Raw genomic sequence first — 17,191 nt, 5'->3', positions numbered from 1 at the left:
AGGGCGTTCACAGGACGAAGGCGCGTCCGCCGATGCGGTGCCGGCCGCGACGGTAGACCGGCCGCATCTCGTGGAACAGGTCCTCGTAGGCGTCGAGCATCGCCGTGAACGACAGGCGCGCGACGGCGTCGGCGCGCACGGTGCGACGGTCGAGGGCCAAGGCCGCGTCGACGACCGCGGCGAGCGCGGCGCCGGCGTCCCCGGTCGGGCCGGGGTCGGGCACCGTGAGGCCGCCGAGCGCTCCGACGACCTCCGGCAGTCCGCCCCGGGCCAAGGCGACGACGGGCGTCGCGCACATCATCGCCTCGGCGGCGACCATGCCGAACGGCTCGTCCCAGCGGGGCGTGACGAGGCAGACGCCGCTGTGGGCGAGGACCTCACGGATCTGCGGGTGGGACAGATGCCCGAGGTAACGGATGCCGTCCCCGAGCAGCGGTTCGACGTCCTCGCGGTAGTGCACGGCGTCGCTCACCGGACCGACGATCGACAGGTTGCGCCCCGAGAGACGGGCCGCGCGGATCGCGATCGGCAGACCCTTCTCGGGGGTGATCCGGCCGACCCACACGAGGTCCGGCCCGCCCGGCCCGGCGCGGAACAGTGACTCGTCGACCCCGTTGGGGATGACGTCGACCTCGGGCAGCGTCGTCCACAGCCGCGCCATCGCCGTGCTCACGGCGACGTAGCGCGACTCCGGCGCGGCGAGGGAGGCGCCGTGCTCCATCCACGGCAGCGCCGGGGTGTGCAGGGTCGTGAGGACCGGCGCGGGGATGAGCGGGCTGAACGCGAGCGGCAGGTGGTGGAGGCTGTGGTTGAGGACGAGGTCGACGTCCCCCCGGCGCAGGATGTCGGTGACCGCGGCGGTGAAGACGTGGTGGTCGGTGAGGAACTTCGGTTCCGGCAGGTGGGGGTCGAGCAGGGCGGTGTCGCTGAGTGCGGGCGGGCCCGGGTAGGCGACGAGTTCGTCGGCGAGGTCGCGCGGCGTGGCCTCGTGCGCGTAGAGGCGGACGAGGTGGCCACGCCGTCGCAGACCGGAGACCAGCGCGGCGACGACGGACTCCATGCCGCCGGCGTACGGCTCCTCCAGGGGATTCCAGTTCGGCCCGATGACGGTCAGTCTCACCGGCGTCCTCCGCTCGAGTCGGTGTCCGGGTGGTCGGTGCGGGCCGGGTGGGGCGGGTCCTCGAGGCCGAGGGCGGTGGTGAGGAGATCACGGAGGCGGGTCTCGGCGTCCCGTCCGAGCGCCCCGCGACGGACGAGTTCCCGCACGCACACGAGCCCGAGGCCCATCGCCCCGTAGGCGCCGCAGGCGAGGACGGCACCGGCGCGCAGCAGATCGACGGGGAGCGCGGTGAGGCGGGCGAGATCGCGGACGTAGAGCAGATCGGCCTCGACGAGGTGGCGGGCATGCGCCTCGAGGGGGTCCTCCCAGATCACCGGGGCGAGTGGCCACGTGCGTGTCGTGACGAACGTGTGCGGGACGAAACCGGCCGCCCGCAGGCGGGTGTCGACGTCGGCGAGGGTGGGTCCGTCCTCGTAGAGGCGGTGGAACCCGACCTCGACCTGCACCGCGACGCACGTCCGAAGCACACGGGACGCGCCGTCGAGGATCGCGGGCTCACTGCCCTGCACGTCGAGCGCGAGCAGATCGGCGCGCGCGACCTCGGTGTCGTCGAGGCGCACGGTGTCGACCTCGTCCCGGCCGACCACCTCGGCGAGTCGGGGGAAGTCGGTGAGGACGGCGAGCTGGGCGGCGTCGGGTTCGAGGAGGGAGGAGAAGCCACCGGCCGCGCACCGGCGCAGGGTGTGGCGGCCACCGTCGCCGACGGCGTGCGGAAGGTACCGGGAGAGCTCCCCGGCGCGGGCCTGGAGCTCGGCGAACGCCGCCGCATCGGGCTCGAACCCGGTGACCGTCGCGAGACCGGCGGCGAGGAGGTCGGCGTAGGCGGGCGGCTCCCCGACGAGCGGGCTCGCGCCGACGTCGACGACCTCGACGGGGCGGTCGAGGCCGATGAGCGTGGCGAGGCGGGACAGGTCCGCACCCGTGAGGCGGGGGCCGAGATGCTCGGTGAGGGCCCTGTCGGTGCGCTGGGTCGTCATGCGCGCTCCTTCGTCGAGTGCGGGTGGGTCGCCGGTGTGGTCGGGGTGGCCTCTCGTGCCACCGGCAGGGTCCGGGGGGAGCGCCAGCCCCACTCCGCCTCGAGCGAGGCGTCGGGGCGGGCGGCGCGGACGTGCGCGTGCGGGGTCGGCGGGGCCGGGGTGAGCCCGCGGGCGAGGTCTCGGGTGCGGACGACGAGGAGACCGGGTGCGTGGAGCGCCTCGCCCGGCGTGGCGCTCTCACACAGGGCGGCCACGGTGGTGCTCAGGCGGATCGGGGCCTCGACGTACGCCCGGAATCGGGCGCGCCCGAGCGCGGACGCGGGGACGGGGCCGAGGCACACCCGCGGGTCGGATTCCGGCCACAGCCCGTCGCGGAGGATCGCACCGTCGGTGAGCCACACGCGGGCGTCGGTGCCGCGGACGAGGTCGGCGCAGGTGAGCAGGACGTCGACCGCGCGCAGACCTCGGTCGTCGACCGTCACCACGACGTCGGGGTGCTCCCAGATCAGACCCGGGTCGCGCGCACCGGGCTCCGTGATCGAGGCGGCGACGCGGCGGGTCTCGGCGAGCCGACGAGCCGCGGCCGGTGGCGTCCGCTGATGGGGGCCGTCGTCTTCCCGGTCGGCCCGGTCGTCGCGACCGGCGGCGTCGGGGCCGTCGTGCCAGGCGAGGGCCTCGGGGACGTGGACGAGGTCTGCGCCCGCGAGCCAGGCGCGCCAGGCCAGGTCCCAGTCCTCGCCGCCGTAGCCGACGAACGTGGGGTCGAAGCCGTCGACGGCCTCGAACAGGGCGGGGGAGAGCGCGAGGACGGCGCTGATGACGAATCGGTAGCTGCGCTCATCGGCGGCGCGCAGGTTCGCCGTGGCCGCGTAGCCCTCCTCCAGCCAGGCCGGGTCGGGGAGGAGACGCGCGGGGTCGGGGTCGTGGATGAAGGCGGTGACGCCGGCGTCGTCGAGCCCGTCGAGCTCGGCGTACCGCCGCCGTCCGACGGCGAGGGCGCGGCCGTGCGGGGCGGTGGACGCGAGCGCGGCGACGGCATCCGCGAGCGCCTCGACGTAGCCCGGGGTCGGCATCGTGTCGCCGTCGAGGAACAGCAGGGCGCGCACGTGGTCACCGGCGTCGGCCGCACGGGCGAGCAGATGGCGGGCCCCGAGGTTGCGCGCGGCCGCGGCTCGGAACCCCTCGTCCTCCTGGGCGACGAGCTCGACCCCGGGTCGATCCGACAGGTCCGGCGGGGTGGTCGAACCGTCGTCGGCGACGACGACGCGCACAGGGGTGTGCGTGCCACCTCGGCCGACCCTGCCGGTGGTTCCGGCGGCGAGGGGGGTGCCCGACGTGCCGAGTGCGTCGAGCACCCGCCCCAGGCCCACGGGGTCCTCGTAGTGGACGACGACCACCCCGATGACGCCGTCGCGGCCGATCCCCTCGTGGTGTGTCATGACGCGGCCTCCGCGCTCCAGCCGTCGACGATGCGGACGAGCCGCGCCGCGGCCTCGTCGCCGTCGGGGGCGAGCCGGGTGCCGGGGGCGAGCCAGGTGAGGCTCGGGTCGGCGAGGGCCGCGCGGGCGGCGGCGGCGAGGTCGGGGTACCCCGTGCCGGGCCCGTAGCGCACCAGGGCGCCCGGGCAGCGCGCGTCGAGCTCGTCGACGTACGCGCCCGCGGGGACGAGGGGACGCCTCCTTGCGGACAGCCACGAGGAGATCGAGCCCGAGGCCGAGACGTGCCGGTGCGGCGCGACGGGCACCCGGGCGCGGCGCAGGGCCTCCACCAGTCCGTCGTCGGGGACGTGTCCGGTGAGGACGACCGGGCGACCGAGATCCTCGGCGCGGGAACGCAGGTCTGCGACCTCGTCCTCGTGACCGGGGGAGACCTCCCCGAGCGCGGTGAGGCCGACGTCCTCGAAGCCGGGCCCGAGGTCGGCGAGCGCCTCGAGGGCGTCGCGGTGCCCCTTACCGGGGTAGACGTACCCGAACACGACGAGGGAGCGCGGCCCGATCGGACCCTCCGGTCGGTCCGGCACGGGCGGCAGGCCGGGAGCGTCCCGCCCGTGCGGGTCGAGGGGCTCGAGGGGGAGGGGGACGACGTGCGTCGGCGGCGGGGTGAGGCCTTCGGCCGCGAGGGCGGTGAGCAGGAGCGTCCGCTCGTGCTCACTGGCGACGACGACCCCGCGTGAGGCCGACGCCATCCGCGCGTACGCGGCCCGCCGCCGTTCGAATCGGCCGGGGCCGTCGGCCGGTTGTGGCAGGTCGTGGAGCGTGAGGGTGAGGGGGTGTCGCGCGGCGAACCGCGTGACCACGGTCGCGCAGGCCCCCGCGGTGGCGCCGAGGAGGTGATCGGTGAGGTGAACGTGCACGTGGGTGCGCCCTCGCCGGCGTTCGTCGCCACTCTCGGCCGGGACCACGACCGCGCGTTCGAGGAGGGCGAGGGTGGCCCGGCCGGTGGGGTCGTCGCCGAGGCGCGTGGGCAGGACCCGGCGCACGACATGCCCGGCCGCCGCCGGACGCGCGAGGAGGTCGACGGCGTGGCGGGTCACGCCGTGGCGGGTGGGGCCGGGCACGAGATGGACGACCAGGGGTGCCGACCCGCGGGACGTCGTCACGAACTCTCCTCCGCGACAGGAGCGCTCACGACCCACTCGGGGCCGTCGCGGTGGGCGAGGCCTCGCGCGGCGAACTCCTCGAGCCACCCCTCCATCGGGTGCCGACCCCACCGCCGGGCGAAGAGGTTGGCGTTGCGGACGATGTCGTCGAGGTGCTGCACCGGAGGCCGCTGCGTCGGGTGGTGTTGGTGATAGGCGTCCGCACCGCCGAGCCACCAGAGGGTGCCGCCGAGCTCGGCGAGGCGCATCGCGACGTCGGTGTCCTCGCCGCCGTAGCCGACGTAGTCCTCGCAGAATCCGCCGAGGGCCGCGTAGTGGGCGGGGGTGAGCGCGAACGACAACGACCAGAACAGCCGCAGGTCCTCGGCGCGCAGCACCTCACCGGGTGCCGGCGCCGGGCGGGCGGGATGCGGGTCGGCGGACGTGGCGATACGCGTGAGGTCGTACCGACCGGCGCGGGTGGCGTCGCGGGCCTCGTTCGCGGGCGCGGGCTCCGCGGGCGGCAGGTAGGACACCGGGCCGGACCACACGACGGGGCTCACCTCGTCGGCACGGGAGCGCACCGCCTCGGTGTACGTCGCGACGAGGTCGGGGCCCGGGATGCAGTCGACGTCGAGGAACACGAGGGTGTCGCAGCCGAGTCCGGCGGCGGTGGCCGCGCCGAGGTTGCGGGCGCGGGCGAGGGGGAGCCCGAGGGGCTCGGCGTCGATCTCGACGATCCTCGGGCGCAGTCCCGTTCCGGCGCAGGCATCGTCGAGAACGCGGTGGGCGTCGGGGTCGGCCATCGCGACGACGACGAACTCCTGCGGCACATGGGTTCCGGCGGCGAGGCCCGCGACGAGGCCGCGCAGGTGTTCCGCGCGCCCGTGGACGAGGGTGACGACGGCGGTCCCGGCGGCGAGGCGGCGTCCGCGTGCGGCGACCTCGAGCATGGCGGCGGCGCGGCGGGCACCGTGCCCGTCCGACCAGCGTGCCCACCGGCGCCCGTCGCGGGCCGCGGCGCGATCGAGCAGCGAGGGCCAGTCGAGCGACCGTGGTCCGTCGGCGGCCTCGGCGGCATCGACCGTCTCGGCGAGGTCACCGGCACGCAGTGCGGCGAGAGTCGCGACCTGCTCCCCGTGCGGACGGTCCAGGGCGACGACGACGGCGGGGCGCCGCGCGGCCGCGACCTCGGCGACGGCGTTCTGGCCGGCGTGACACACGACGACGTCCGCGGCGCGCAGCTCCATCCACACGCGGTCGGGCTCGGCGCCCAGGATCCACGTCCATCCCGGCGTCGTGGCCGCGACGGCGTCCCAGTCCGCGGCAGGGACGTCACCGCCACCCCGTCCCCACAGGACGAAGACCCGGCGCCCCGGCCCCTCCCCGCCGGTCCCGCCGTCGACGGAGGACCCCGTGGTCTCCGGGGCGAGCAGGCGCCCGTCGAATCGGGAGATGCCGCCGACGTGCACGGTCCTCGCGGCGACCTCGGGACGCAGGTCCGGTTCGGGCAGATGCGCGGGCCAGGGGGCGAGGAGACCGACGGCGACGTCGTGCGCGAGACGGTGGGGCAGGTCGGTGCGGTCGCCACGCATCGCGGCGACGACGACCGGCAACCCGAGCAGACGCGCGAGGAGCGTCACCTCCACCGACACGTCGACGTACAGCAGCTCGACACCCTCGCTTCGCAGGCTCCCGGCGAGCAAGGCCATCCGCGTGGCGTAGGGGTGCGGCCCGGTCGGCGCCCAGTGGAGGACCCCGCCCGCGGTCGGGTCGGAACCGGGGCCGGCCGTGACCGCGTCGTCGGGCAGGTCGATCCAGCGACCGGGCCACCCGTCGGGACGCGGCAGGGTGGAGAACCCGACGACGTCCGGACCGCACTCGACGGCGATGGCGAGGGCACGGGTGAGGTGACCGGCGCCATGGTGATGCACGTAGAAACCGATCGTCACCGTCGTCCTCCCCACGCGTCACGACGGGCCCGCGCACGGACCTCCGCGTGCAGGCGGGCATGGAGCGCCCGGACGTCCTCGCGTTCCCGTCGGCGGGTCCTCGCATCGAGGCGGCGGGGCCGCGTGCCCGGGTCCGTGGCGTGGTCGCGGTGGGCGCGAACGATCTCGGTCATCACGGACGAGGCGGAGCTCGGCTCGTACGTGCGGGTGCCGCGCTGCTGGTAGGCGTACCCCACGCGCGAGACGAGGGTGTCGGCGCCGAGGTCGTGGGCCATCTCCAGCCAACCCGAGTGCGTCCCGAACCGGTAGGGGAGCAGCGCGAGGTCGACGTCGAGCAGGTCGGCCCAGAGGGCGTCGTCGGTGAGGGGCGGGTGGACCCGCGCGTCGACCTCGGGGGAGTTGAGGATGACCCGCAGGCGCGGGTCGTGGCGCGGGTGGGAGCGGCACAGGACGTCCTCGTGGACGTGCAGCCGGAGGGAGACCGCCCCGCCGGCACGCGCGAGCCCGGCCACGGCCTGCTGCGCCCGGGCGAGGGCGGGGACGTCGAAGGAGGCCCGGAGCGACTTCGCGTGGACTCCGACGATCCAGGTGTCGTGGACGGGACGGGGCGCCTCCAGCCACGCGTCGTCGACGACGTGTGGGTGGGGGTGGACGACGGCCTCCCGGCCCCACCGTCGGGCGATCTCGCGGGCCGCGCCGGGGGTGAGGGTCGTGACGGCGTCCGCGGCGGGGACGAGGACCGAGAGGAGGTCGTCGTAGCCGTCGTCCGGGCCGAGGTGGGGGTTGATCAGGTCGTGGACGGTGACGACGAGGCCGATCCCGTGGGCGCGCAGGGCCTCCACCCAGGCGCGCATCTGCGCGGCGCTGCGGTGTTCGAAACCGAAGTGGAGGTGGACGACGTCGACGTCCGCGCTCGCGATCCAGGCGGGTTCGAGGGCGGGGTGGGGCCACCACTGCCCGGTCGGGGCGCCCGGGACGGGTGGATCCGGATGCACGTGGCCCTGCGGAGCGACCGAGCGGGCGTAGCCGTGCTGCGCGGGGACGTGTTGTACGCGGGGGGCGCCCGCTCTGTCGGCGTGCACCGCCTCTGACCTCCGTCCTCATGCCCATGCGAGGTGGGCGGAACACGTCCACGCCCAGGGTCTGGAGCCGGATCGGGGCTCAACCTAACCCCCCGGGGCCCCCTTCGCCACCGGAGCGACGCAGCCCCCGTCCGCCTGGAGGGCGCAGACGGGTGACCCTCGTTCAGAGAGGACGGATCCGGTCGCGGCGCGCCAGGGTGAGGAGTCCGAGGAGGGCGAGGAGGGTGACGCCGCCGTAGGCGAGGCCGACGCCGAGGTAGTCGATGCCCCCCATGACGAGGCCCGCGGAGGCTGCGGCCATGGCCCCCACGAGGGAGACGAGCGCGTCGGTGAAGCCCTGCGCCTCGACGCGTCGGGAGGGCGGCAGCGAGGCCGTGAGCATCGTCGCGCCCGCCACGGTGGCCGCCGACCAGCCCAGCCCGAGGAGGACGAGCGCGACCGTCACGAGCGGCAGATGCACGGCACCGAGGCCCGCGAGGAGTGCGGCGACGAGGGTGCCGACGAGTCCGACCACGGTCATGGTCCGGGAACCCAGACGGTCGGTGAGGACGCCCATGACCGGTGACAGGGCGTACATGCCGGCGATGTGCAGCGAGATCGTGAGCCCGACGACCTGCAAGGTGTCGGGGGAGCCCGCGTCGTGCATGTGGTGCGCGATGTGCAGCGGGGTCATCGCCATCACGCCGACCATCGTCGCGTGTGCGCCGATCATGCCGACGACGGCGGCGAGAGAGGTGGGGTTCGAGGCGACGATGCGCGCACCCGCCGCCCACGAGTGGGACCCCCGTGCGACCGGAGGCGCGTCGTCGAGCCGGCGCCGGGTGAGGAGGGGGTCGGGGCGGAGGAACACGATGATGATCGCGCCGCCGATCACCATCCCCGCCGCGGAGATGAGGAAGGCCCCCGCGTGGGCGGGCATGCCGATCGCGGCGGCGAGCACCGCGCCGGGGCCACCGGTGTTCGGCCCGAGGACGGCGCCGACGGTGATCGCCCAGACGACGAGCGACAGGTCACGGCCGCGCTGGTGCGGCTCGGCGAGATCGGTGACGGCGAACCGGGCCTGGAGGTTGACGGCGGTCGCGACCCCGACGAGGAGTGAGCCGAGGGCCACGAGCGGGAACGAGGAGAACACCACGGCGCCGACCATCGCGAACGTCCCGACGATGGCGACGAGCAGACCGGTGCCGAGGGCCACCCGTCGTCCGCGCAGGGCGGCGAGTCGTGCGAGTGGGACCGCCGAGAGCGCAGCCCCGAGACCGAGGGCCGTCGTCGCGGTGCCCGCGAGTGCCTCGTTCCCCGAGAGCTCGACCGCGAGGATCGATCCGAGGGCGAGCGTCGAGCCGTTGCCCAGGGAGGAGAACACCTGGGCGCAGGACAGCGCGATCCGGACACGGCGCTGGATCTCGGCCGTCGAGGTGGGGGTGGACACGCCCGCCATGGTGCCATCGTTCCCGGGCCAGCCGCGGCGCCCTCGGCAGTGGTGGGCGTCGAGACACCGGGGCCGACCCACGGGTGGTGGGTCGGCCCCGGTCGGTCGCGAGTGGCGGGTCGCGAGGTGAGCGGTTCGACAGGTCAGCAGCAGCGGGTGCCGGGATTGCGTCCCATCTCGACGTAGTGCTCGCGCCAGAAGTCCCGCTCGGTGGGGATCGGCTCGTCCGGGTGCGTCCGGCGGAGGTGGTCGACGTAGCGGTCGTACCGGTCCTCCCGCGTGACGCCGCGGACGAACCACCGCACCGTGCGTGCTCCCTCCTGTGCGCGGGCGAGAAGCCCCGCGCCGCCGGTTCGGGCCGACATCAGTGGTGCCCGTCGACGGGGGCCGGATCGAGGCCGGCCTCCTTCCACTCCCGCAGGACCTGCTTCTCGAGCGGGGTGGCGATGAACCCGCTCGGGGCGAAGATCCGCGACGGCGGCGCCTCGTGCTCGGTGACGGGGTTGCCGACCCCGCGCATGGCGCGGGTGACGACGACCATCGCCGAGACGAAGACGATGAGCACGAGCACGGCGTAGACGATCGAGAGCGTGCCCTGCACGGCGGTGTTGCGGACGACGGCCTCGATCTCCGCCGGCGTCTTGGCCGTCTGGAAGGTCTGCTTGCCCGCCGCGAGCGCATCGCGCGCCTGGTTGTGGATGGTCCAGTAGCCGATCTTGGGGTTGCTGCTGAAGATCTTCTGCCAGGAGGCGGTCATCGTCACGATGAGGACGAACGCCATGGGCAGACCCGGGATCCACGCCCACCGCAGGCCGACGCGCTTGACGGTGACGGCGAAGACGACCGACAGGGCGATGGCCGCGAGCAACTGGTTGGCAATGCCGAACAGCGGGAACAGCATGTTGATGCCGCCGAGCGGGTCGGTGACGCCCATGTAGAGGATCGACCCCCACGCGAGGACCATGACGGAGGTCGAGATCCACGCGCCGGGACGCCAGCTCGGGTCCTTGAAGGCGCCGAGGCCGCGGACGTTGCCGATGGCGTCGGAGAACATGAAGCGCGCGACACGGGTGCCGGCGTCGATCGTCGTGAGGATGAACAGTGCCTCGAAGAGGATCGCGAAGTGGTACCAGAACGCCTTGTCGCCGAGCAGGTTGAGCAGCGGCGTGCGGTGCATGACCTCGGACATGCCGAAGGCGAGCGTGGGGGCGCCTCCCGTGCGGGAGACGATCGACTTCTCGCCGACGTCGGCCGCGGCCTGGGAGTACAACGACGGGTCGACGTCCGGCAACGGAGCGCCGGAGCCGGAGACGAGGTTGAGGCCGTTGGTGTACGCGGCCGCGCTCTCGGGGGTTCCGCCGGTGAGGCCGGGAGGGGCGTTCATCGCGAAGTAGACGTGCTGGTCGATGATGCAGGCGGCGACGAGGGCCATGATCGCGACGAAGCTCTCGGTGAGCATGCCGCCGTAGCCGATCATGCGGGCCTGCGACGGCTTCTCGATGAGCTTGGGGGTCGTGCCGGAGGCGATGAGCGCGTGGAAGCCGGAGATGGCGCCGCACGCGATCGTGATGAAGAGGAACGGGAACAGGCTGCCGGCGAACGCCGGCCCGGTGCCGTCGTGGGCGAAGTGCGTGACCGCGGGCATCTGCAGGTCGGGCCGCACGACGAGGATCGCGAGCGCGAGCATGACGATCGTGCCGACCTTCATGAACGTCGACAGGTAGTCACGAGGCGCGAGCAGCATCCACACCGGCAACACGGCGGCGACGAAGCCGTACACGGCGAGGCAGATCGCGAGGGTCGGCTTGTCGAGGACGAAGTAGTGGGCCCAGTCGCTCTGCGAGACGTACCGGCCGCTGACGATCGCGGCGAGCAGCAACGCGACGCCGATGAGCGACACCTCCGAGACCCGGCCCGGGCGCAGGTAGCGCAGGTAGAAGCCCATGAAGACGGCGATCGGGATCGTCATCGCCACGGCCCACACGGCCCAGGCGCTCTCGGCGAGCGCGCCGATCATCACGACGCCGAGGACGGCGATGAGGATGACCATGATCGTGAGGACGCCGAGGATCGCCGCCCATCCGCCGATCGGGCCGAGTTCGTCACGCGCCATCTGGCCGAGGGTGCGGCCGCGGCGGCGGATCGAGAGGTTGAGGACCATGAAGTCCTGGACCGCGCCCGCGAGGACGACACCGAAGACGATCCACAGCGTGCCGGGCAGGTAGCCCATCTGGGAGGCGAGGACGGGCCCGACGAGCGGCCCCGCGCCGGAGATCGCCGCGAAGTGGTGCCCGTAGAGCACCCGGCGGTCGGTCGGCATGAAGTCCTTGCCGTTGTCGAACTCCTCCGCGGGCGTCATCCGCGTGTCGTCGGGCTTGTGGATCTTCAGCTCGATGAGGCGGGCGTAGAACCGGTACGCGATGAGATAGGTGCCCACCGCCGCGAGCACGATCCACATCGAGTTGACGTGCTCACCGCGAGACAGGCCGACGACACCGAAGCCGATCGCGGCGATCACGGCGATGACCGCGAAGACGGCCTTCTCCTTACCGGAGATTGCCGGCGACTCGATCACCGCCACGGGTGGCCGGTTCGGATCGGTACGGAGCGTCGTTGCTCCGTCGACTACCTCAGTGGACATGGCGGCTCCTGACGGACATGGCGGCTCCTGACGGGTGATGGGTCCGATGTGGCGAACGATAAGGGCCCGTGGGGCCCGCGGGAGGGAACACGCGCCGCGAGCATCGCACCGAGTCAGCGCCGCTCGTAGGTGACGAACGCGAACGCGAGCCGATCGTCGCGACGGACCTCCCGCCACGCGTCCGGGTCGATCGCGGGGAAACGGACCTCACCCCGTGCGGGCGCGTCCACCTCGGTGAGCTCGAGTCGATGGGCCCGGTCCATCGTCAGTCGGTAGATCTCGCCGCCGCCGAGCACCATGATCTGCTCGCCGCCGGGTAATGCGGCGGCGGTGGTGACCGCCGTGTCGAGGTCGTGGGCGACCTCGACACCGGGCGCCCTCCACGACCGGTTCCGGGTGAGCACGACGCTGCGACGGCCTGGCAGGGCCCGTCCGATGGCCTCGTGGGTGCGCCGACCCATGAGCAGGGGATGGCCCATCGTGAGGGCCTTGAACCGGGCGAAGTCCTCCCGGAGCCGGAAGGGCTGGTCCGCACCGTCGCCGATGACCCCGTTCGACGCGACGATCGCGACGAGGACGAGCTCGGGGTGCCCGGTGTTCGTGCCCGCCTCGCCGGCGCCGGTCGTCGCGCGACCCTCGTTCGTCATCGGGATCTCACACCGCGATGGGGGCGGAGATGGCCGGGTGCGGGTCGTACCCCTCGAGGGCGATGTCGGCGAGCTCGAACCCGTCGATGGTGGTGACCGCGGGGTTCAACCGCAGGGTGGGCAGCGGACGAGGGCGGCGACCGAGCTGCTCCCGGGCCTGGTCGAGATGGTTGAGGTAGAGGTGGGCGTCACCGATCGTGTGGACGAAGTCGCCGACCGCGAGCCCGGTGACCTGCGCGACCATGTGGGTGAGCAGGGCGTAGGAGGCGATGTTGAACGGCACGCCGAGAAAGGTGTCGGCGCTGCGCTGGTACAGCTGGCAGGACAATCGGTCGGGGCCGCCGCCTCGCGACGGGCCGACGTAGAACTGGAACATCGTGTGGCACGGCGGCAACGCCATCTGCTCGACCTCGGCGACGTTCCACGCCGAGACGAGGTGGCGCCGTGAGTAGGGCTCGGTGCGGATCGACTCGACGAGCCCCGCGATCTGGTCGACGGTGCGTCCGTCGGGAGTCGGCCACGACCGCCACTGGTGCCCGTAGACCGGCCCGAGGTCGCCGGACTCGTCGGCCCACTCGTCCCAGATCGTGATGCCGTGCTCGTGCAGCCAGGCGACGTTGGTGTCGCCCCGCAGGAACCACAGCAGCTCCCCGAACACCGACCGGAGGTGCACCCGCTTGGTGGTGACCACCGGAAACCCCCGGGCGAGGTCGAACCGCATGTGGTGGCCGAACACCGAGAGCGTGCCGGTGCCCGTGCGGTCGCCCCGTTCCGTGCCGTCGTCGAGGATCCGCGTGAGGAGGTCGAGGTAGGGCTGCATGGGATCACCGTAGCGACGCCTGCCGACAACCGTCCCACCTGCGCCGACGCGGTGACCGGGGAGGTGGTCGCGATGACATCGGCGCGCGCCGTGCCGCACGAATGTGACGGGCATCACGTCACGTCACCCTGCCGCGACGTAACGTCTGCGCGCCTCCGGCGATAACCCCCTTGAACACGGCGCTACTCGAACCCCCGAGCGAGTAGCGCCGCGTTCGTCGTGTCCCGGGTCCGACGCCTCGGCGCCACGGGTGAGTCCGTCGGTGGGTGGCGCTACCGTGTCTCCCATGTCGACACCTGCCTTCGGCCGCCTGCTCACCGCCATGGTCACCCCGATGGACGAGCGGGGGGCGCTCGATCTCGACGCCGCCGCACGTCTCGCCCGCCACCTCGTCGACGAGGGCAACGACGGGCTGGTCGTCAACGGCACCACGGGGGAGTCGGCCACCACCTCGGACGAGGAGAAGGCACAGCTCGTCGCCACGGTGCTCGAAGCCGTGGGGGACCGCGCGAAGGTCGTCGCCGGGGTCGGCACGAACGACACCGCGCACACCCTGCACCTCGCGGCGCAGGCGCAGGAGCGCGGCGCTCACGGGCTGCTCGTCGTCACCCCGTACTACTCGAAGCCGCCGCAGAACGGCCTCCTGCGGCACTTCCGTGAGGTCGCCGACGCGGCCACCGTGCCCGTCATGCTCTACGACATCCCCGGCCGTTCCGGGGTGCCCATCGCGACCGAGACCCTCATCGCCCTCGCCGAGCACGAGCGCATCGTCGCGGTCAAGGACGCCAAGGGTGACCTGTGGGCGTCCTCGCACGTCATGCGTGCCACCGACCTCATCTGGTACTCCGGGGACGACGGCGCCACCCTGCCGCACATGGCCCAGGGCGCGGTCGGTGTCGTCGGCGTGACGACCCACGTCGCCTCGCGCGCCTACGCCGCGATGGTCGCCGTCGCCGCCGGGAACGACTTCGACACCGCCCGCCGCATCCACCTCGACCTCGTCCCGGCCGTCGACGCCGTCATGGGCCTCACCCAGGGGGCGGTCGCGGCCAAGGCGGCGCTCGTCGAGCAGGGCGTGCTCACCTGCGCGACCGTGCGCGGTCCGCTGCCACCGATGGAGGACGACCAACTCGAGCGCCTGCGTGCCGGTCTGCGCGAAGCGGGTGTCCTGTGAGCAATCAGCACCTCGAACTCCCGCAGCCCGGTCCGCTCGCCCCCGGCGGAGTGCGGGTCACCCCCCTCGGCGGCCTCGGCGAGGTCGGTCGCAACATGACCGTCCTCGAGCATCGCGGGCGTCTGCTCGTCATCGACTGCGGGGTCCTCTTCCCCGAGGACCATCACCCGGGCGTCGACCTCATCCTGCCGGACTTCTCCTCGATCGAGGACCGCCTCGACGACGTCGAGGCCATCGTCCTCACCCACGGCCACGAGGACCACATCGGCGCCGTGCCCTACCTCCTGCGGCTCAAGCCCGACATCCCCCTGCTCGGCTCCACGCTCACGCTCGCGCTCGTCGAGGCCAAGCTCAAGGAGCACCGCATCAAGCCCTACACCCTCGGGGTCACCGAGGGTCAACGCGAGCAGCTGGGCGTCTTCGACCTCGAGTTCATCGCGGTCAACCACTCCATCCCGGACGCGCTCGCCGTCGCCGTCCGCACCGAGGACCAGCTCATCCTCCACACCGGCGACTTCAAGATGGACCAGCTCCCGCTGGACCGGCGCATCACCGACCTGCGGGCGTTCGCGCGCCTCGGCGAGGAGGGCGTCGACCTCTTCCTCGTCGATTCCACCAACGCCGAGGTGCCGGGCTTCACCGTCCACGAGAAGGACATCTACCCGGCCATCGAACGGGTCTTCGCCAAGGCGCAGCGCCGCATCATCGTCGCCTGCTTCTCCTCCCACGTGCACCGGGTGCAGCAGGTGCTCGACGCCGCGGCGGAGTACGGCCGCAAGGTCGCGATCGTCGGGCGCTCCATGGTCCGCAACATGGGGATCGCCGAGGACCTCGGGTACCTCCACGTGCCTCCGGGCGTCGTCGTCGACTTCAAGAAGCTCGACGACTACCCGGAGGAACGGCAGGTGCTCATCTGCACCGGGTCGCAGGGCGAACCCATGGCCGCGTTGTCGCGGATGGCCAACCGCGACCACAAGATCGAGATCGGCGAGGGCGACACCGTGCTCCTCGCGAGTTCGCTCATCCCCGGCAACGAGAACGCCGTCTACCGCGTCATCAACGGGCTCATGCGCCTCGGGGCCGACGTCGTCCACAAGGGCAACGCGCGGGTCCACGTCTCCGGGCACGCGAGCGCCGGGGAACTCCTTTACTGCTACAACATCATCCGGCCGCGCAACGTCATGCCGGTGCACGGCGAGTGGCGCCACCTCGTCGCCAACGGTCGCCTCGCCGAGCAGACGGGCGTCCCCAGGAGCAACGTCCTCCTCGCCGAGGACGGGGTCTGCATCGACCTCGTCGACGGTCGGGCGGAGATCTCCGGCGCCGTCGACTGCGGGTACGTCTACGTCGACGGGTCCTCCGTCGGCGGCACCACCGAGGCCCTGCTCAAGGACCGGCGGATCCTGCGCGACGAGGGGTTCGTCACCGTCGTCGTGGGCGTGGACGTGAGCACCGGGCGGGTGACGACGGGTCCGGAGATCCTGGCCCGCGGATTCGCCGAGGACCTCGACGTCTTCGGCACCATCGCGCCGCAGATCACGAAGGCGGTCGAGGAGGCCGCGGGCAAGGGCGTCACCGACACCCATCAGCTCCAGCAGGTCGTCCGGCGCACCGTCGGCAGCTACGTGGGCGGCAAGCTGCGCCGCCGCCCGATGATCATCCCCGTCGTCATCGAGGCCTGAGCGGCGGGCGGGGCCGCGCACGCGAGCGAGGAGAGGACGAAGCCATGAGGACCTCCGGGCACGGATCGAAGATCGGCGTCGTGGGCGCCGGTGCCGTCGGGACCGCCGTCGCGTACAACGCGCAGATCCGTGGGCTCGCCCGGGAGATCGCGCTGTACGACGTCAACCGCACCAAGGCCCGCGCCGAGGTGCGCGACATGGCCCACGGCAGCCAGTTCACGAACTGCCGCGTCATCGGCGGCGACGACCCGGACGTCCTCGAGAACGCCGACGTCGTCGTCGTCACGGCGGGCGCGGCGCAGAAACCGGGGGAGACCCGCCTCGACCTCGTCGCCAAGAACGTCGCGATCATGCGCTCGGTGCTGCCGCAGGTCCTCGCGCAGTCACCGGACGCGGTGATCGTCCTCGTGACGAACCCGTGCGACGTCCTCACCGCGGTCGCGGTCGAGGAGTTCGGGGTGTCCCCGGCCAGGCTGTTCAGCTCGGGGTGTGTGCTCGACTCGAGCCGCCTGCGGTGGCTCGTCGCGGAGATCGCGCGGGTTGCGCCCACGAGCGTCCACGCGATGGTCGTCGGCGAGCACGGCGACAGCGAGTTCCCGCTGTGGTCCTCCAGCCGCATCGGCAACATCCCGATCACGGAGTGGACCGAGAAGGGCACCCGCCTCTTCAGCCCGGAGATCCTCGCCGACATGACCCACGGTGTCGTCCGCGCGGCCTACACCGTCATCGAGGGCAAGGGCGCGACGAACTACGCGATCGGTCTCGCGGCGGGGCGCATCATCCAGGCGGTGTTGCGCGACGAGCACGTCGTCCTGCCCGTCTCCCGGGTGCAGACCGCCCGTGAGCTGGATCCGTCGCTGGAGGCCCTCGAGGGCGTCGCCATCAGCCTGCCGACGATCGTCGGCGCCGGGGGGGCCGAGCGGGTGGTGAGCCCGCCGCTCGTTCCCGAGGAACGCGAGATGCTCCTGGCCAGCGGCGCCGCGCTGCGCGAGGTCATCGATTCCGTGCGCCGATGACGAATCCGGTGCCTCCTGCGGGCGGTCCACGTCGTCCTGGTCCTGCCGTGGTCTGTCGGCAGCGGCCGTTCCC

General features: G+C 73.0%; 14 protein-coding genes. 3 read left to right on the top strand and 11 right to left on the bottom strand.

Annotation, left to right across the window (positions count from 1 at the left end; translation table 11 throughout):
* Window positions 1-7: 7 nt before the first annotated feature.
* The 11 genes from RT054_RS05420 to RT054_RS05370 form a co-directional block, all read right to left on the bottom strand.
* The gene (locus tag RT054_RS05420; protein ID WP_312718192.1) at window positions 8-1,120 is read right to left on the bottom strand and encodes a glycosyltransferase; all 1,113 of its coding nucleotides are present in this window, start codon (window positions 1,118-1,120) and stop codon (window positions 8-10) included.
* Window positions 1,117-2,097: an FkbM family methyltransferase gene (locus RT054_RS05415; protein ID WP_313022475.1), complete on the bottom strand. Its 981-nt coding sequence runs from the start codon at window positions 2,095-2,097 to the stop codon at window positions 1,117-1,119. Before RT054_RS05415 ends, RT054_RS05420 begins: the two co-directional genes overlap by 4 nt.
* The gene (locus tag RT054_RS05410) at window positions 2,094-3,536 is read right to left on the bottom strand and encodes a galactosyltransferase-related protein (RefSeq protein ID WP_313022474.1); all 1,443 of its coding nucleotides are present in this window, start codon (window positions 3,534-3,536) and stop codon (window positions 2,094-2,096) included. The genes RT054_RS05415 and RT054_RS05410 overlap by 4 nt, the downstream gene beginning before the upstream one ends.
* Window positions 3,533-4,696, bottom strand: coding sequence for a hypothetical protein (locus RT054_RS05405; RefSeq protein WP_313022473.1), 1,164 nt, complete (start codon window positions 4,694-4,696; stop codon window positions 3,533-3,535). Before RT054_RS05405 ends, RT054_RS05410 begins: the two co-directional genes overlap by 4 nt.
* Entirely contained in the window at window positions 4,693-6,627 is a 1,935-nt protein-coding gene (locus tag RT054_RS05400) for a galactosyltransferase-related protein (RefSeq protein WP_313022472.1), read from the bottom strand. The genes RT054_RS05405 and RT054_RS05400 overlap by 4 nt, the downstream gene beginning before the upstream one ends.
* A complete protein-coding gene (locus tag RT054_RS05395) occupies window positions 6,624-7,709 on the bottom strand; it encodes a glycosyltransferase family 1 protein (protein WP_313022471.1) in 1,086 nt (361 codons plus the stop codon). The genes RT054_RS05400 and RT054_RS05395 overlap by 4 nt, the downstream gene beginning before the upstream one ends.
* 163 nt (window positions 7,710-7,872) lie before the next feature.
* Window positions 7,873-9,138, bottom strand: coding sequence for an MFS transporter (locus tag RT054_RS05390; RefSeq protein WP_313022469.1), 1,266 nt, complete (start codon window positions 9,136-9,138; stop codon window positions 7,873-7,875).
* A 143-nt stretch (window positions 9,139-9,281) separates the two neighbouring features.
* Entirely contained in the window at window positions 9,282-9,503 is a 222-nt protein-coding gene (locus RT054_RS05385) for a YbdD/YjiX family protein (RefSeq protein WP_313022467.1), read from the bottom strand.
* A complete protein-coding gene (locus RT054_RS05380; protein ID WP_313022466.1) occupies window positions 9,503-11,779 on the bottom strand; it encodes a carbon starvation CstA family protein in 2,277 nt (758 codons plus the stop codon). Before RT054_RS05380 ends, RT054_RS05385 begins: the two co-directional genes overlap by 1 nt.
* Window positions 11,780-11,892: 113 nt before the next feature.
* Window positions 11,893-12,426: a dihydrofolate reductase gene (locus tag RT054_RS05375; protein WP_312718179.1), complete on the bottom strand. Its 534-nt coding sequence runs from the start codon at window positions 12,424-12,426 to the stop codon at window positions 11,893-11,895.
* A gap of 7 nt (window positions 12,427-12,433) precedes the next feature.
* Window positions 12,434-13,246, bottom strand: a complete 813-nt coding sequence (locus tag RT054_RS05370) for a thymidylate synthase (protein ID WP_313022465.1) — start codon at window positions 13,244-13,246, stop codon at window positions 12,434-12,436.
* A gap of 286 nt (window positions 13,247-13,532) precedes the next feature.
* Here RT054_RS05370 and dapA point away from each other — a divergent pair, with 286 nt between their 5' ends.
* From dapA to RT054_RS05355, 3 genes are read left to right on the top strand one after another with little or no spacing between them, the layout of a single operon-like run.
* Window positions 13,533-14,420, top strand: a complete 888-nt coding sequence (gene dapA, locus RT054_RS05365; protein WP_313022463.1) for a 4-hydroxy-tetrahydrodipicolinate synthase — start codon at window positions 13,533-13,535, stop codon at window positions 14,418-14,420.
* Window positions 14,417-16,102: a ribonuclease J gene (locus tag RT054_RS05360; RefSeq protein ID WP_313022462.1), complete on the top strand. Its 1,686-nt coding sequence runs from the start codon at window positions 14,417-14,419 to the stop codon at window positions 16,100-16,102. Before dapA ends, RT054_RS05360 begins: the two co-directional genes overlap by 4 nt.
* A 44-nt stretch (window positions 16,103-16,146) precedes the next feature.
* Window positions 16,147-17,118 carry an L-lactate dehydrogenase gene (locus RT054_RS05355; protein WP_312718172.1) on the top strand — a complete coding sequence of 324 codons (972 nt, stop codon included), beginning with the start codon at window positions 16,147-16,149 and terminating at the stop codon, window positions 17,116-17,118.
* Window positions 17,119-17,191 lie beyond the last annotated feature (73 nt).

Source organism: Mobilicoccus sp. (genome assembly GCF_032060985.1).
Taxonomy (GTDB): domain Bacteria; phylum Actinomycetota; class Actinomycetes; order Actinomycetales; family Dermatophilaceae; genus Mobilicoccus.
Note: the sequence above shows the minus strand (reverse complement) of the source record. Positions and strands in the feature narration are given on the sequence as shown.